The organism is Bacteroides muris (ex Afrizal et al. 2022), from assembly GCF_004793475.1.
In the GTDB taxonomy this organism is placed as follows: Bacteria; Bacteroidota; Bacteroidia; order Bacteroidales; family Bacteroidaceae; genus Bacteroides; species Bacteroides muris.
Genome location: NZ_SRYZ01000040.1, coordinates 19,466 through 35,506 on the forward strand (window position 1 = coordinate 19,466; position 16,041 = coordinate 35,506).

General features: G+C 44.7%; 11 protein-coding genes and 1 pseudogene. 4 read left to right on the top strand and 8 right to left on the bottom strand.

All coding sequences use genetic code 11. From position 1 onward, the window contains the following. Positions 1–76 precede the first annotated feature (76 nt). Both E5355_RS14535 and E5355_RS14545 read left to right on the top strand, forming a co-directional pair. The gene (locus E5355_RS14535) at positions 77–2,365 is read left to right on the top strand and encodes an NADP-dependent malic enzyme (RefSeq protein WP_136010914.1); all 2,289 of its coding nucleotides are present in this window, start codon (positions 77–79) and stop codon (positions 2,363–2,365) included. A 407-nt stretch (positions 2,366–2,772) separates the two neighbouring features. Continuing rightward, complete coding sequence (locus E5355_RS14545; RefSeq protein ID WP_136010916.1) at positions 2,773–4,110, top strand: NADP-specific glutamate dehydrogenase; 1,338 nt, start codon at positions 2,773–2,775, stop codon at positions 4,108–4,110. A 93-nt stretch (positions 4,111–4,203) separates the two neighbouring features. On the opposite strand, the gene E5355_RS14550 is transcribed toward E5355_RS14545, so the two are convergent. Next, positions 4,204–5,382, bottom strand: coding sequence for an energy transducer TonB (locus E5355_RS14550; RefSeq protein WP_136010917.1), 1,179 nt, complete (start codon positions 5,380–5,382; stop codon positions 4,204–4,206). A gap of 191 nt (positions 5,383–5,573) precedes the next feature. Here E5355_RS14550 and E5355_RS14555 point away from each other — a divergent pair. Continuing rightward, positions 5,574–5,891: pseudogene (locus E5355_RS14555) on the top strand (type II toxin-antitoxin system RelE/ParE family toxin). Between the two features lie 392 nt (positions 5,892–6,283). Here the strand turns inward: E5355_RS14555 and E5355_RS14565 are convergent. From E5355_RS14565 to E5355_RS14575, 3 genes are read right to left on the bottom strand one after another with little or no spacing between them, the layout of a single operon-like run. After that, positions 6,284–6,772, bottom strand: coding sequence for an outer membrane beta-barrel protein (locus tag E5355_RS14565; protein ID WP_136010918.1), 489 nt, complete (start codon positions 6,770–6,772; stop codon positions 6,284–6,286). A gap of 25 nt (positions 6,773–6,797) precedes the next feature. Then, on the bottom strand, positions 6,798–7,019 hold the full coding sequence (locus tag E5355_RS14570) for a hypothetical protein (protein WP_136010919.1): 222 nt from the start codon (positions 7,017–7,019) through the stop codon (positions 6,798–6,800). After that, positions 7,016–8,449 (bottom strand): carbon starvation protein A, encoded by a 1,434-nt coding sequence (locus tag E5355_RS14575; protein ID WP_136010920.1) that lies wholly within the window; start codon positions 8,447–8,449, stop codon positions 7,016–7,018. Before E5355_RS14575 ends, E5355_RS14570 begins: the two co-directional genes overlap by 4 nt. Before the next feature lie 193 nt (positions 8,450–8,642). Between E5355_RS14575 and E5355_RS14580 the strand changes: the two genes are divergently transcribed. Next, on the top strand, positions 8,643–10,106 hold the full coding sequence (locus E5355_RS14580) for a glycoside hydrolase family 10 protein (protein WP_136010921.1): 1,464 nt from the start codon (positions 8,643–8,645) through the stop codon (positions 10,104–10,106). 99 nt (positions 10,107–10,205) lie between these two features. Here the strand turns inward: E5355_RS14580 and E5355_RS14585 are convergent, their stop codons facing one another. The 4 genes from E5355_RS14585 to E5355_RS14600 all read right to left on the bottom strand — a co-directional run bounded on the left by E5355_RS14585 (position 10,206) and on the right by E5355_RS14600 (position 15,967). Then, positions 10,206–11,699, bottom strand: coding sequence for a transglutaminase domain-containing protein (locus tag E5355_RS14585; protein ID WP_136010922.1), 1,494 nt, complete (start codon positions 11,697–11,699; stop codon positions 10,206–10,208). A gap of 12 nt (positions 11,700–11,711) precedes the next feature. Further along, positions 11,712–13,406: a PEGA domain-containing protein gene (locus E5355_RS14590; protein ID WP_136010923.1), complete on the bottom strand. Its 1,695-nt coding sequence runs from the start codon at positions 13,404–13,406 to the stop codon at positions 11,712–11,714. A gap of 20 nt (positions 13,407–13,426) precedes the next feature. Beyond that, positions 13,427–15,127, bottom strand: coding sequence for a hypothetical protein (locus tag E5355_RS14595; protein ID WP_136010924.1), 1,701 nt, complete (start codon positions 15,125–15,127; stop codon positions 13,427–13,429). 204 nt (positions 15,128–15,331) lie between these two features. Next, a complete protein-coding gene (locus E5355_RS14600) occupies positions 15,332–15,967 on the bottom strand; it encodes a hypothetical protein (RefSeq protein WP_136010925.1) in 636 nt (211 codons plus the stop codon). Positions 15,968–16,041 lie beyond the last annotated feature (74 nt).

Genomic DNA, 16,041 nt, shown 5'->3' on the forward strand with positions numbered 1-16,041 from the left:
TTTGACAGCAAGCTTCAATTTAGAACTATTATGCCTACATTTGCAGCCAAATTATAACCAATTTAACTATTCTACCATGGCAAAAATAACCAAAGAAGCAGCCTTGCTTTACCATTCGCAAGGCAAACCGGGTAAGATTGAAGTAATACCTACCAAACCTTACAGTACACAAACCGACCTTTCTCTCGCCTATTCTCCGGGCGTTGCAGAGCCGTGCCTCGAAATCGAGAAAAACCCGCAGGACGCATATAAATACACAGCTAAAGGTAATCTTGTTGCGGTTATTTCCAACGGTACCGCCGTACTTGGGCTGGGCGATATAGGAGCCATGGCAGGCAAGCCGGTCATGGAAGGCAAAGGACTGCTGTTCAAAATCTACGGAGGCATCGACGTCTTCGACATTGAAGTCAACGAAAAAAACGTGGACAAATTCGTGGAAGCCGTAAAAGCTATTGCCCCCACTTTCGGCGGCATCAACTTGGAAGACATCAAAGCTCCCGAATGCTTTGAGATAGAACGCCGCTTGAAAGAAGAGTTGGACATTCCCGTGATGCACGATGACCAGCATGGCACAGCCATCATCTCCAGCGCAGGCTTGTTGAACGCTCTGGATGTAGCAGGCAAGAAAATAGAAGACGTAAAGATTGTCGTGAACGGAGCCGGCGCTGCCGCCATTTCATGTACAAAACTGTATGAGTCTCTGGGTGCCACGCACGAGAACATTGTGATGCTGGACTCCAAGGGAGTAATCAGCAGCGACCGTGAAGGGCTGAATGAGACCAAACGTTACTTTGCCACCGACCGCCGCGACATCCACACACTGGAAGAAGCGGTTCGCAATGCCGATGTATTCCTCGGTCTTTCCAAAGGCAACGTTTTGACACAAGACATGATACGGAGCATGGCCGATACACCCATTGTCTTTGCCCTTGCCAACCCCGTGCCCGAAATCTCTTACGAAGACGCCATGGCTGCCCGCCCCGATGTATTAATGTCTACCGGGCGAAGCGACTATCCCAATCAAATAAACAACGTTATCGGATTCCCTTATATCTTCCGTGGCGCATTGGATGTAGCCGCCAAAGCCATCAACGAAGATATGAAGCTGGCCGCCGTGCATGCCATCGCAGATTTGGCCAAACAACCCGTACCCGACGTAGTAAACGAAGTCTATCACGTGAATAACTTCACTTTCGGTCCCGACTATTTCATCCCGAAGCCCGTCGACCCACGCCTTATCACTGAAGTATCTATGGCAGTGGCAAAGGCAGCTATAGAAAGCGGAGTGGCACGCAACCCCATAACCGATTGGGAAGCTTATCGCCAACACCTGAAAGAACTGATGGGACAAGAAAGTAAACTGACCCGCCAACTCTATGATACAGCCCGCCGTAACCCGCAACGTGTGGTATTTGCCGAAGGTATCCACCCCAATATGCTAAAAGCAGCTGTGGAGGCAAAAGCAGAAGGTATCTGCCATCCCATTATATTGGGCAACGACGAAGCCATCGAAAAGCTGGCAAAAGAACTCGACCTCAGCCTCGAAGGTATTGAAATCGTAAATCTGCGTCATCCGGATGAAGCACCGCGCCGTGAACGCTATGCCCGCATTCTTGTCGAAAAGCGTGCTCGCGAAGGCGCCACATACGAAGAAGCCAATGACAAAATGTTCGAACGCAACTACTTCGGTATGATGATGGTGGAGACGGGTGAAGCAGATGCTTTCATCACAGGCCTCTACACCAAATACAGCAATACCATCAAGGTTGCCAAGGAAGTCATTGGCATCCGTCCGGAATACAAGCATTTCGGCACCATGCACATTCTGAACTCCAAGAAAGGCACATACTTCCTGGCCGACACGTTGATTAACCGTCATCCCAATGCCGAAACGTTGATTGACATCGCCAAGCTGTCTGAACACACAGTCCGCTTCTTCAATCATACCCCGATAATGGCCATGTTGAGCTACTCTAACTTCGGTGCTGATAAAGAAGGAAGTCCGGTAAGCGTACACGAAGCCGTGGATTATATGCAGCAGAACTATCCCGACCTTGCCATTGACGGAGAAATGCAAGTGAATTTCGCCATGAACCGCAAAATGCGTGATGCCAAGTATCCGTTTACGCGCTTGAAAGGAAAAGACGTAAATACACTGATTTTCCCGAACTTGAGTTCTGCAAACTCTGCTTACAAGCTGTTGCAGGCAATGGATACGGACTCCGAACTGATTGGTCCCATCCAAATGGGACTGAACAAGCCTATCCACTTTACCGATTTTGAAAGCTCCGTGCGAGATATCGTTAACATCACCGCAGTGGCAGTTATCGATGCTATCGTAGACAAAAAGAAAGCAGCCAAATGAGACGGCCGTTATCAAAATTCCAAATAGTTTGCATTATGTTGCTTTGGGCAGCACTTTGCTACATCGTTTTGATATCTGCCGAACGAATTGACGGTCCAATTCTCCTAACACTTGCCATTTCGGCGGCTTTAGTATTTATTCCCGTCATAAAGTCTCTAAAAAGAGGATAAATAATATCTTTTTATTCAATTTTGCGGTATAAAACAATAAATTTGATGTTTTATACCGCATTTTATTTATAAATTGTTTGTCTATTTCATTTTTATGTATACTTTTGCAACCGCAATAAAGCAATGGGATAATATACTAATGCGGTATGACATACCAAATGTAATCATAGCGCAGCAATTAGCATATTAACATATTGGCACATTAAAGCAATAAGTAACCAATAAAAGAAATAGATTATGAATGCAGCTAAGGTATTAGAAGACCTGAAAAGACGGTTCCCCAATGAACCGGAGTATCATCAAGCGGTAGAAGAAGTTCTCTCTACTATTGAAGAAGAGTACAACAAACATCCGGAGTTTGACAAAGCCAATCTGATTGAACGTCTTTGCATCCCCGATCGCGTTTACCAATTCCGTGTTACCTGGGTAGACGATAAAGGTAACGTACAAACCAACATGGGCTATCGTGTACAGCACAACAATGCCATCGGCCCATATAAAGGCGGTGTTCGTTTCCATGCTTCTGTGAACCTGAGCATCCTGAAGTTCCTTGCTTTTGAGCAGACATTTAAAAACTCATTGACAACTCTGCCTATGGGTGGCGGTAAAGGTGGTTCGGACTTCTCTCCACGCGGCAAGTCCAATGCCGAGGTTATGCGTTTCGTTCAGGCTTTCATGCTGGAGCTGTGGCGTCATATCGGTCCTGAGACAGACGTACCTGCCGGTGATATCGGTGTAGGTGGTCGCGAAGTAGGTTTCATGTTCGGCATGTATAAGAAACTGGCTCATGAATTCACCGGTACTTTCACTGGCAAAGGCCGTGAATTCGGTGGTTCGCTGATTCGTCCGGAAGCTACGGGGTACGGTAACATTTACTTCTTGATGGAAATGTTGAAGACTAGGGGTACTGACCTGAAAGGCAAGACTTGCCTGATCTCCGGTTCCGGCAACGTAGCTCAATATACGGCCGAGAAAGTATTGGAATTGGGAGGTAAAGTATTGACCATGTCTGATTCTGACGGTTACATATACGATCCGGACGGTATTGACCGCGAGAAGTTGGATTACATCATGGAGCTGAAAAACCTCTACCGTGGACGTATCCGCGAGTATGCCGAACAATATCCGGGCGTCAAATATGTGGAAGGTGCCAAGCCTTGGGGAGAAAAAGCAGACATAGCTTTGCCTTCCGCCACTCAGAATGAATTGAATGGCGACCATGCCCGTCAATTGGTAGCCAACGGTGTGATAGCCGTTTCCGAAGGTGCCAACATGCCTTCTACTCCGGAAGCCATCAAAGTATTCCAAGATGCAAAAATTTTGTATGCTCCGGGTAAGGCAGCCAACGCCGGCGGTGTATCAGTATCTGGTCTCGAAATGACTCAGAACTCCATCAAGCTGAGCTGGAGTGCAGAGGAAGTGGACGAGAAACTGAAGAGCATTATGAAGAACATTCACGAAGCTTGCGTACAATACGGCACAGAAGCCGACGGTTATGTAAATTACGTGAAGGGTGCCAATGTGGCCGGATTTATGAAGGTGGCAAAGGCTATGATGGCACAAGGGATTTTGTAAAAACTAAAGCCATAGTTATTATGAAGAAAGGCGAAGAGAGTTGCAAACCTCTTCGCCTTTCTTCATAATAGTAACTTAATCTTACCGGTGCTGCTACTCCAATTTAAAAGTAACCGGAAAAGCAAATTCCACCTTCACGGCTTTACCCTGCTGCATCCCCGGTTTCCATTGCGGCATCAATCCAACAATCCGCAATGCTTCCTCATCCAAGGCAGGATACCTGCTACGCATAATAACGGGGTCCGTCACACGACCATTCTTGTCAATCACCACGCTGACAATCACTCTCCCTTGAATGCCATTCTTACGGGCTTCTTCCGGATAACGGATATTCTTTTGAATAAAATCCATTAAGGCTTTCATACCTCCCGGAAACTCGGGCATCACTTCCACTACTTTATAGACCGGTTCTTCCATTGGCTCTTCCGTTATCAATTGTGGGCTTCCGCCCTTCCCTGCATCCGAAATATAAGGGGGAAGAGATGTCTTTTCCGCCGTTCTCCATTCTCCCTCATTGTCCGTCAATCTGAACTCAGCCATCATCAAGACAGGTTTCCTCCTGATGGTTATCTCATAAAAGTAACGGTAGCGTCCCGGCTTGTTGGGATGTACATCCGGATAAAGAGAGGCTTTCATAACCCTTTCCTCTCCATCTCGCAGCACATAGGCGATATCCAAAAAGGCAGCGTTTATCGGCAATTCCCGCCAGGTACCTTTTTCGTCTTCGAACGTCAGGTAGTAATGCTCGCCGCAGGTCAAATCTCCGCCACTGTGATTGCTGAGGATGAATGTCGCATGAGGCGCTTTCATTGAAAAGACCGGATATTCGGGACGGATATGGATGCCATGAATATGATTCCTGCCTACTCTCTCGTTGATGACGGGGACTTCTACACCATGAAAACAGAAAACGGGGGAGTCCATTATCTCCTCCCGGAACTCTTTCCGTTTTTCAGGAGTATTCACAATCAAATCTATATCTATGCAATGCACCCCCACCCCATATCCGGTCACATTCCTCCGGATGTGTGTGTAGGTTGTGTTTTCCAACCGCTTTCTCAGTTCGTCGTGAATGGCAAGCAATTGTCTTTGCAAGTAGTCACCATCATCCGCAGTCCCTATCTTGAGGCTATCGCTCACTGTTTTTTCTCCCATCCTTTGGTCTATCCTCACTGTATCTATGGAATCTTCAGACATTTCCATGCGTTCCGTCTTATTCATTCGGCAAGCTGACAAGCAGCAAAGCAATAAGGTAATACAAACTCTATTCATGGCATTTTGCTTTTAGGATTCATACTTCGAGTATAAATATAAGGATTTTTGCTATAATGTTCAAAACCAGTCTCTACTTTCATTGACATATAAAAAGTTTCGCGTTATCCAGACAACCAACAAATATCTACTTTTATAGTGGAATATTGGAGTATACATTACCTTTGCACAATGAAAACAATCTAAAAACAATGGAAATACACTTTGATAAGGAATACTTGCAACAACTATATGAGGAAGGAAAAACAAAGGATAAGAAACATCGCTTTCAGCCTCAAATGGTGAAACGATATCAGTAGCGCATAAAGACCTTGGAATACGTTTAAAATACCGAAGAGCTTAACGCCATTCGGTCGTTTCATTACGAAGTATTGAAAGGAGATAAAGCAAGTATTTCTTCCATTAGAGTAAATGACCAAGACCGCATAGAATTCACAGTAAAGCAGAGTACATCTGAAACCGTAGTGACAATATGTAATATCCTGGAATTATCGGACTACTATAAATGATTATGAATATGGAAAATTATAAATGTCAACGCCCTATACATCCGGGTGAATTACTCAAAGAAGAGGTGGAAAATAGAAAATTACCCCAAACTAAGCTTGCTGCACAAACCGGCATCTCATATAATAATGCGAACGCAGCTAGACTATAACATGCAATTGGCAGAAAGTGACCAAACACTCATGGAGCGCTTGAAACAAGTTGGAAAATATGCAGCATTGCTCTAATCAAAACGTTACTGCAAAACCACTGCATAGCTTTTGCAGTACTGCTGCAAACCTATTACAGTGCCATTGTACATTAGTTGCAGAGCTACTGCAAACATTTATGCAGTGCCACTGCAACACATTTGCAGCGGCACTGCAAAACAACTTGCAGTAGCAGGAAAATAAGATTAGAAATAGAACCCGAAACCTACTTTCAGACCAAATTTAGAACGGTCGTCATTAATGTTCCAGTAAGCGGCAGGCTCAATGGTTACCGTACGTGTCAGGAAAAACGCATAACCGGCTTCCAGACCGAAAGAGAACTTGGTATCATCCAAATCGTGTCCCCAATCCCAACGGTCTACATTGACATCGGCACCCAGATACACGCCAATCTTGTCGAAATAATAACGTCCGCCTACACCCAGCGTATAGACATCGAGGTCAGATCCTCCGGTGTTCCAAGCAACTCCTGCATGCACCAGCAAGGCGATGTTGTCGAGTAGGAAAGCACCTCCCTTAGCCTCAAGCCCAAAACTTGTCTTGTCGGTTCCCGTGTCATGAGAGAGTTCTAACCCTGTGATGGATGGATTCAAAATCCACTTACCCTTTTCAAACTGTGCCTGAGCTGCCACTGTGACAACAAGCAAGCAAACGAATAATGCCAGTTTTTTCATCTTGTTCTGTTTTTTAAGTGAATAATCAATGTTGTTTATTGTCTTCTTCGAATCGTTTGCGTTGCAGTGCCTCCTTCTTGCGAAGTACCAGCCACAACACAAATACAATGAGGTACGAAGCAGCTACAGTAATATACTTCTCCGTATTACTGATTTCCGTATTACGGGGAAGAAAATAGGCGGCAGTAGCAGAAACGTAAATAAGCAGGGCCAGCGTAAGCCCGGTAGATTTCCTTATTCTCTTCATTTCCAAAGTTTTTTAGTTGTCTTGAAATACCAGATATTAAACCAAAGAGCAGCCAGTGCAGCAGTTATCAAGGCTATGCTCAGTGCACTATCGGGACTGAGCCCGAAGCCTTCGGGAGCAATGCAGATGTAAGAGCCACACACGGCTGTCATGAACAATGCCGGAAAATAGGTTACGTAATAACAATGCCCTTTCTTCTCGCGCACCAGATAAACGGTAATTGCCCACAAGGTAAAAACAGACAAAGTCTGGTTGGCCCAGGCAAAATAGCGCCAAATCATATCAAAGCCATCCTTGTCGCGCAAGCTATAGAGCAACAGCCCGATGGACGCCAGAAACATCGGTATGCAAATATACAAACGATGACGTATGGATTTCTGCTCCATTCCCAAAAAATCCGCCACGATGAGACGTGCCGAGCGGAAAGCCGTATCACCACTGGTAATAGGAGCAGCAATGACACCCAGAATAGCCAACACTCCACCTACGATGCCCAGCCAGTCTTTTGTAATGGCATCTACAATAATGGAGGCATTCGTCTCTTCCATACCATTCTGATGGAAAAAGCAAGTGGCGGCGGCGGCCCAAATCAAAGCTACAATGCCTTCGGTTATCATGGCTCCGTAGAAAACGGGGCGTCCGTAATGTTCACTTGTCATGCAGCGTGCCATGAGAGGACTTTGAGTGGCATGAAAACCACTGATTGCACCACAAGCTATACTGACAAACATAATAGGGAAGATAGGCAACAGGGCAGCATCGGGATGCGTGTTCTGCAATCCGTCCCATATCTCCGGCAATGCGGGATGGTTGACGTAAAGCATTACCAGAATACCGACAGCCATAAACAGCAAGGCTATGGCAAACAACGGATATATCTTGCCGATAATTTTATCTACCGGCAACAATGTAGCAAGAATATAATAAGCAAATACTACAATAATCCAGAAAGCGGTGTCCAGACTTTCGGGAGTCAGCTTGGCAAGCAGTCCGGCAGGGCCTGCCACGAATACCGCCCCTACCAATATCATCAGGATAACAGTAAAGCCACGCATCACCTGCTTAGTGGTCAACCCCAAATAACGTCCGATGATTTCAGGAAGGCTCTCTCCTCCATGACGCAGTGAAAGCATACCGGCAAGATAATCGTGCACGGCACCGGCAAAGATACTGCCAAGTACAATCCACAGATAGGATGCCGTGCCGAACTTGGCTCCCATGATGGCACCGAAGATAGGTCCCAGTCCGGCTATATTGAGAAACTGTATCATGAAAATCTTCCAGATAGGCAGCGGAATGTAATCCACACCATCGGCTCTTGTAAGGGCAGGTGTTTTGCGGTTGTCGGGACCAAAGACGCGTTCCATAAAGCGTCCGTAGAGAAAATAGCCGGCTATCAACGCCAGCAGGCAAAGCGTAAATGTAATCATGGCATGTTCATGTTTTTAATTTCGCAAATGTAACTGTTTCCAAGTAAACAGCACAAAATAATCGGGTGTTTTGCTTATCTTCGCCGAGAAAATGTATACTAAATAAGAAATTATGTACTTTCCTATCCTCCATCCGAGCTTCATGATATCTTCGTATCCGCTCCGTACCAAGTCTGCCCATCACACGCAACTTATGAAACGGGCATTTTTTATCTTACTGTATATAGCCGTCTTGCTGCCGCTTGCCGCACAACCGCGCAAACATGAAGTGCGCGCCGCCTGGATAACCGCCGTTTATGGACTGGACTGGCCTCAGACGCGTGCCACTTCGCCCGAAGGCATCCGCAAGCAGAAAGCCGAACTGACTGAAATACTGGACAGACTGAAAGCTGCCAATTTCAACACCGTATTGTTCCAGACCCGTACACGGGGAGATGTCCTCTATAAATCATCCATCGAGCCCTACAACTCCATACTAACCGGAAAGGTGGGCGGAGACCCCGGTTACGACCCGCTGGCTTTTGCCGTAGCCGAATGCCACAAGCGCGGCATGGAATGCCATGCCTGGATGGTAACGATTCCGTTGGGCAACAGCAAGCATGTGGCTGCCCTTGGCAAAGAATCGGTCACCAAGAAGAAACGCGCTATCTGCGTGCCCTACAAACGCGAGTACTTCCTGAACCCCGGACACCCGCAAACCAAGGAATATCTGATGAGCCTTGTCCGCGAAGTGGTGGAACGCTATGATATAGACGGTGTGCACTTCGACTACCTGCGCTATCCGGAAAACGCCCCCCGCTTTCCCGACAGCTACGACTACCGCAAGTATAGCAAAGGACGCAGCCTTGCCCAATGGCGCCGGGATAACCTGACGGAAATAATGCGCTATATATATAAAGGTGTAAAAGCAATGAAACCCTGGGTAAAGGTCAGCACCTGCCCGGTAGGAAAATACAAAGACACTTCCCGCTATCCGTCGCGTGGCTGGAATGCCTTCCACACCGTCTATCAGGACGTGCAGGGTTGGCTGGGCGAGGGTATCCAGGACCAGATTTATCCGATGCTCTATTTCCGTGGCAACCACTTCTACCCTTTTGCCCTCGACTGGCAGGAACAAAGCAACGGACGCCAAATCATCCCCGGTCTGGGCATCTACTTCCTCGACCCCGGTGAGGGGAACTGGACGCTGGACGAGATTGAGCGGCAGATGCACTTTATCCGTGCACAAGGTCTGGCAGGCGAGGCGCACTATCGGGTGAAGTATCTGATGGACAACACGCAAGGGCTTTATGATGCGCTGGAAGAAGACTTCTATACCGCCCCTGCCCTGCATCCCGCCATGCCGTGGATAGACAATGTAGCCCCTACACCTCCCGCCGGACTCACAGTAACAGCACCGGAAAACGGCTATTGGAAACTAAGCTGGCAACCCGCCACGGACAATGACAAGCGGAATGCCCCGATGTATGTAGTCTACGGGGCGGACACCTATCCCGTAGATACCTCCAATCCGGAGAATATCCTGGCACAACGAGTGCAAGGCACGGAATACACCTATGCCCCCATCCGTCCTTGGATGGCACGGAAGTACTTTGCCGTGACAGCCGTAGACCGCTGCGGAAACGAAAGCGAGGCATGCCAGTCGGGAAATCGGTAAAAAGAAAGTACTCTCTACCGGTTCATCTAAGAAAACGTTCTATATTAACAGAATCGTCCATTGCCATGATATGTGGATTAATAAAACGTTTCACAAAGATTATTCCAGCAATATTATTTTTGCTTTGGCGTTATCCATTTTAGGCATTGTAGCACCCACAGGTGCACCAATATAGGTAGGGTCGCATATAACGTAACGTTTACCGTTCATTGCGACGTAATCACCGGTTATATTCTCTGTAAATTGTACAGCGGTAGCCAAATGCCCCGGATAATAAATCAGTACGACTTCCAGTCCTAACAAATCGCGCACCAATCGCGAAAATAGTATAGACCGATCCTCACAATCACAATAGGGATAATAAAGAGTCTCGTCGGCAAAGAATGCTCTGTCTCCACCCCATACTTTGTCGTCATATTCATAGACAAATGCCGTTTGTACAAAGTTAAGTATCCGATTTACGGCTTCTGACTGCGTCTTTCCTGCTATTGCTTTTTTCAGACTGGGATACAAAGAGTTTTTAGCCTGCTTACTTAACGGCGTGTTTGCATACATAGCCCACCGAGTTCCGAAATCTTCGTTTATCATTGACGCGGGATAGGTATCAAAGAATTTCACCAGATTTTCATTAGTATTTACTGTAACTATCATTTCAGGGTAACGCTTGGATTGCAGGGAGCGTTGAGCCGAAATTCGTACGGCCAATAGCGGTTCTGTTGGAATCTGCAATGAGAGCGGAGTTTCTTTCGGGAAAGCGACCTGACATATACGCAATTGTTTTTGGTCACAATCCAATGGATAAAAGCTTTCTCCATCAATTCTCCAATAATTTTTATCATATATCTCATGGTTACTTGCATACAATAAATACAGCCGGTTTCCAGCACTTGCCAACCGCATCTTATATCCCGACTGGCAATAAAGGAAAGCAGTGAACAAAACGGCTTCATTGGAACCCGATTTAAAGAAACTATAGGACAAATCGCGCAGCATCAACAGATAAGCCCAATCGCATAACCTGTTTTGGGAACGTATTCCAAGGCAATCATTTATAACATTGTTATAAGCCGTACCTGACAGTTTGTTCCAAATTGTCGCTATCTCATTTTCATTACAACTGCGCAAAGTGAAACGATGCTTGTCTTCCAACCGTACTTTCAGCGAAGTGTTGAAGAACTTAAAAGCGTAGTATGATTCAACCGGCGGTTTCGGAGTTTCCTCAATAGGTACAACCGGTTCAGGTTGAGGCTCCGGCTTAACAATCGGAATTATTTCATCAAAAGGTTTCGGAGTGTCTTTTATTGGCTTATCCTTGTCTTCGTCGAGATAAACCACTGGTGGGACAGGTTTGTCTTCATCAGGCACAGGTATGCCCTGGAAAGCATTAAATTCCTTCCATGTCTTTTTTAGCAATGAAGCGTATTCTTCATTAATCTTGTTCCTGAAGTCTTCAAACTCTTTGTTCCGTGTATCCCTGAATGAAGCGTAGTCACCCTCAAGTTTCTTCTTGAATTCCTCGAACGTATTTTGTGCCTTGATGCCCAAAGGCATCAAGACACAAAAAAGTACTAAATAAATAATTTTATTTACCATAACACCAAGCTGTTAATTACTGCCAAATACATAAGATACACTTAAAGAAAGCTTATTCTGCTTCGTTTTATAATCACCTAATGACTCATAAGATTTATGGTTGGTGATACCTTTGGCATATTGTGCATTGATCTGCACCAGTCCAACCCGGAAGCCAAGCCCTATTTCAGCAGCCATATTGAAACGTTTTGGGAAAGCTTCTTCTCCATAAAAATCAGTAAAATCTTCAAGATTATCTTCATCGTCAGTGTAAGCACCATACACACTGTAGTTGAAGCCTAAACCGCCATGTACCGATAATGCCACTTTATTTGCAAAAGGCAATCTGTAATAAGCATGCAACGGAACATAGATACAATGCTCCATAAATTGATTGTAATCATAGTCATCGTTCCACGACATATACAATTCATAGAATACTCCAGAATAAAGCCCGAGTCCGAAAGAAAAACATGGCTGGAAATGCAACCCAAGCTGCATGCCATGTAGTGACTTTCCTTCCCCATCATCCCAAACTCCATTTTCTTTCAGTTTCTCCCCTTCCCCTCTGGTCACCAATTGCTTTGACACGTATCCCATCGAGAATCCCACCGGACAAACATCATATTCGCGTTGCCAAGGCCATACAAAAGAATTGCGTGCGGAAATCTTGAATTCTTGTTCCACATCCATGTCTTTGGTTATCCTTATCTTCCGCTTTTTACTATTTCCATAGTAAATCATGTTCATATCGTAGCTTTTCCCAATGGGCTTGGTCAATGTGTAAGAAGCCTGCCGGGTTCCCTCTTGTTTTCCGTCGATATAAAGATCCGCATCCACTTTTTTCCCGTTGTAGGTTGCGAAAGCTTCAAATGTCTTTTTCTTGATAGGCTCCAGTTTGATTTTAGTTTCAGAAAGTCCGCTTACGGTAAATGCCTTTGAATCCGTCTCTTGAAGGCTGAGCCTGGCTTCCACATTATAAGAATCGTAAGGCAACTCTATTGTCAACGGAGTTTTCCCTTTTTCTTCACCATTAATGAATAGCACCGCTCCGGTGGGATCGCTTATGAATTCCACCATTTTTCTTTCTCTGAGGTCATACTCAAAACGTACATTTTCTTCCGTCACTTCTATCTCCTCTTTTTTCAGTGTTTTCCCATTATGACTGATTGTAAGAGTATGCTTTCCAAGCGAAACGCCAGTAATGGTAGCCGGAGTATTTTCTTTTTGACCGGTTTCCAACGAAGCTATGGCACCCTCAGGTTTTGTTATAATGTTGATTGACATCGTTTTGTCATTCCTCAGCACAACGTCGTATGCTTGTTTAGGTTCCAACTTTATATTAGACAAGCGGTTGCTCATCCCATACTTATCGAGCCCGGCTTCCATATACGCATTCTCTGTGGGGGTAACAAAAAGCCATATCTCGTGTTCCGCTTCTTTCAGTTTGTCTTTGATATCTTCAATCGGGGCACTGTTTCCGAAACTGAATTTTACGTTGGCTGCATCTGCCATCGTCATATTCTCAAATCTCACACGTACCCATGCGCAATCTTCTTCACCGTTGGAATCTTTCGGCCACCCGTTCTGGAACAAGGTTCCCAAATTTGCCATGCCGCCTGCCGATTTCACAATCCTGAAGGAGTGTAGTTGTAATTGAGGCTTGTCTTGACCGTAAACCAAGCATGACAACATTATTACAAAAATAGCCAACAAAATCCTTTTCATAATTTATAAAGATTAAAACATTAAAACTCAAATTTATTCATGAATTCATCCAATGTCAGCATGTTGGATTTCTCCGGTTGCCACAGCCTGACATGGATGACAGGAAGCTCCTTCGAAGCATCCAATATAAGGGTCAAATATCCTCGGTCAGAATAGATCGGTGAATTATACAATTGGTTAATTTGTATGGCAAACGCCGTTCCGCGAGGTATCCGTGGAGCATTTATCACTTTGGTCTGGTTGTCTTCGAAAGTAAGGTGAATGTATTCCCGCTCATTGAAATGTCTCCGCAAATTGGAAAGATATTGTTGCTTGTTCTGTCGAGTAAACCGCACATCTGTATTCCCGAAATCGATTGGCATCCCTTCAACTTGATTGGAAGAAGCTGTTTTCAATACCGTGCCGGTTATGATAATCGCTTCATCAGAGAATATCTTTTCAAGATAATCCAGCCTTTTTAAAGAATAAGCAGTCTGATAATCTTCCATGAATTGCAGAATGGTAAAACGCGATATTTCCGTCCACGAAGAGGCTGCGTTGAAAATGTCTTCCTCTGCCTTTTTGCTCAAAGCCAAAGCTACCGACTGGATTTTCTTGCTTTCTTCATTAAATCTGAATACCAAGTTTTCCATGAACGACTTCCCATTCCTGAATTTGATTTTCACCTTGCAGAAGCGTGCCAGAACTTGCGCGTTGGCTTGTATGAATTCATAATTCTGCTTTTCGCCTACCAAAGAGACAGTTCCTGTCTTACTCAGTAAAGTCTCAAACAACTTATACCCTTCAGGAGTGAAATGCGGATAAGCAGCTTGGGGCGTTCCCTGCTTGATGGCATTTTCCACCTGCTGCAAGACATTGGCAAGCTCTCCACTATTGGAAACTGTGGAAAGTTCCATCCGTTGCTTGGTACATATCGGTTCCGCAGGAACTTCGGCTACAACAACAGAGGCTGCTGTTTCTTTCATACGCTTTTCATCAATAGCCATTGTGTTTTTCTTCACATTTACTTTGACAGGTATTTCTGCCAAAGCATTGTCTATCGGTGGAGCAGATATTTCTGAAAATATAGCCCTCAACTCTGCATCAAGATTCTCAGCTTCTTTGCGAAAACTATATTCATAGCGCATTTTCATCTTTCCATCGGCAGGCAATGAGACTAAATCCATTTCCCCGATGCCGTCTTTTACAACTAAAGGACCAACGAAAGACTGCCCATCGAAATAGCGTAGTTGTATGCTTGCCACATCCCGATTCTCATAGGTGAAACGCATTTTGGCAAAATAGCGGTTATCGCTATTGACACATTCTTCCAGATTTGCTCTGACGCGGGATATGACTGATTTTATCTTCAACGGCAGGAAAGTAAGACAATTCACCTCCTCGCCAGTATTGAAATCTGCATAGACAGCATCCCGATTGACCTTGGCGAGCATCAATGCCCAATAATAGTTGCGCAACGCATCGTCTATCTGTAATCTTTGTTCCGCAATCTTTCCGGTTTTTACAAAATCAAGAATCTTGTTCTTCCGTTCCTCAAACATTCGGTCAACCTCACTTTTGGCAACCCATCTGAAAACTTTGGCATTGGGTTCCGGTTCCAGAACAATCATTTCCACGTTTTGCAGGGAAGCAAAAGAAGATGATTTGACAAATCCCTTTTGAGCATAATATGAATATTCAACTCCCTCATTGACCAGTCTATTCTCATTTTCTTCTTGCATTGTCGTTGATACACTGACTGATATTTGCCTAATAATTTGAGATAAAGCATCATGATCAGCCTCTTCTACCGTAGTACCATTTCCTTCTGCACTCCAATATTTAGAATCTGACTTTATATGCTGTATATTTACCTGGGCATACAAACCATAACTGCGAAAATTAATCAATATCAGAATTGTTAATATTAATACTCTCATCGATGCCTACTTGTTACTTCTTTTAGCCAATTCCTTTTCTATTTTTTCTTCGAATTTTTGAAATTGATATTCCATCTTTATTCTATCTTCATCCGGGACTTGCTGTTTTACCTTATCAACTATTTTAGCCGCCATTTTAGTCACATCCCCCTGATACTCAACACAAACAAAGATATGATATTGACGATTGGGTTGCATATACTGATTCGTTTTTATCACTACAGTATTTTCAACGATTTCCTCTGCTATTTGCAACGCTTTCCCTTCTCCTTTACTGCCTTCATCTATGACACTTTGTCCCTCCGATGTTGTCCCCGCATACTTCTCCCATGAAAGATCAGCTTCATTCGTTGCAGTTTTGATTATGGCACTGATAGCACGTGCCAATGCAGCTCTTGCTTGTCCTTCTGCATAAGCTTTTGCAAACGACAACCGATGATTCGTTGCTTCTCCATAGGCACGTGTTGCCGGGCTTTGTTCAGCCAAAATCTGACATTCGTTCAACTCTATTTCAGTCCCCCATGGGGCTTGTTTGGTACCTTTAGTCGTACCTCCTGGCGTTGTTACTTGCTTTGACCCTCCACATGCACCCAACAAACAGATTGATGCAATAGCAAACACTAATGTTTTAAACTCTTTCATAACGATTTCTTTTAAATTAATTTAAGTTTCGCAAGTTCAGCTTGCTAGTTTTAATTTGTAAATATCGCATATAT

What these genes read in the sequence shown, in the direction of transcription:
- E5355_RS14595 (WP_136010924.1), bottom strand. Translation starts at nt 15,127, where the DNA reads ATGCAAGAAGAAAATGAGAATAGACTGGTCAATGAGGGAGTTGAATAT.
- E5355_RS14590 (WP_136010923.1), bottom strand. Translation starts at nt 13,406, where the DNA reads ATGAAAAGGATTTTGTTGGCTATTTTTGTAATAATGTTGTCATGCTTG.
- E5355_RS14550 (WP_136010917.1), bottom strand. Translation starts at nt 5,382, where the DNA reads ATGAATAGAGTTTGTATTACCTTATTGCTTTGCTGCTTGTCAGCTTGC.
- E5355_RS14570 (WP_136010919.1), bottom strand. Translation starts at nt 7,019, where the DNA reads ATGAAGAGAATAAGGAAATCTACCGGGCTTACGCTGGCCCTGCTTATT.
- E5355_RS14580 (WP_136010921.1), top strand. Translation starts at nt 8,643, where the DNA reads ATGAAACGGGCATTTTTTATCTTACTGTATATAGCCGTCTTGCTGCCG.
- E5355_RS14600 (WP_136010925.1), bottom strand. Translation starts at nt 15,967, where the DNA reads ATGAAAGAGTTTAAAACATTAGTGTTTGCTATTGCATCAATCTGTTTG.
- E5355_RS14585 (WP_136010922.1), bottom strand. Translation starts at nt 11,699, where the DNA reads ATGGTAAATAAAATTATTTATTTAGTACTTTTTTGTGTCTTGATGCCT.
- E5355_RS14565 (WP_136010918.1), bottom strand. Translation starts at nt 6,772, where the DNA reads ATGAAAAAACTGGCATTATTCGTTTGCTTGCTTGTTGTCACAGTGGCA.
- E5355_RS14545 (WP_136010916.1), top strand. Translation starts at nt 2,773, where the DNA reads ATGAATGCAGCTAAGGTATTAGAAGACCTGAAAAGACGGTTCCCCAAT.
- E5355_RS14575 (WP_136010920.1), bottom strand. Translation starts at nt 8,449, where the DNA reads ATGATTACATTTACGCTTTGCCTGCTGGCGTTGATAGCCGGCTATTTT.
- E5355_RS14535 (WP_136010914.1), top strand. Translation starts at nt 77, where the DNA reads ATGGCAAAAATAACCAAAGAAGCAGCCTTGCTTTACCATTCGCAAGGC.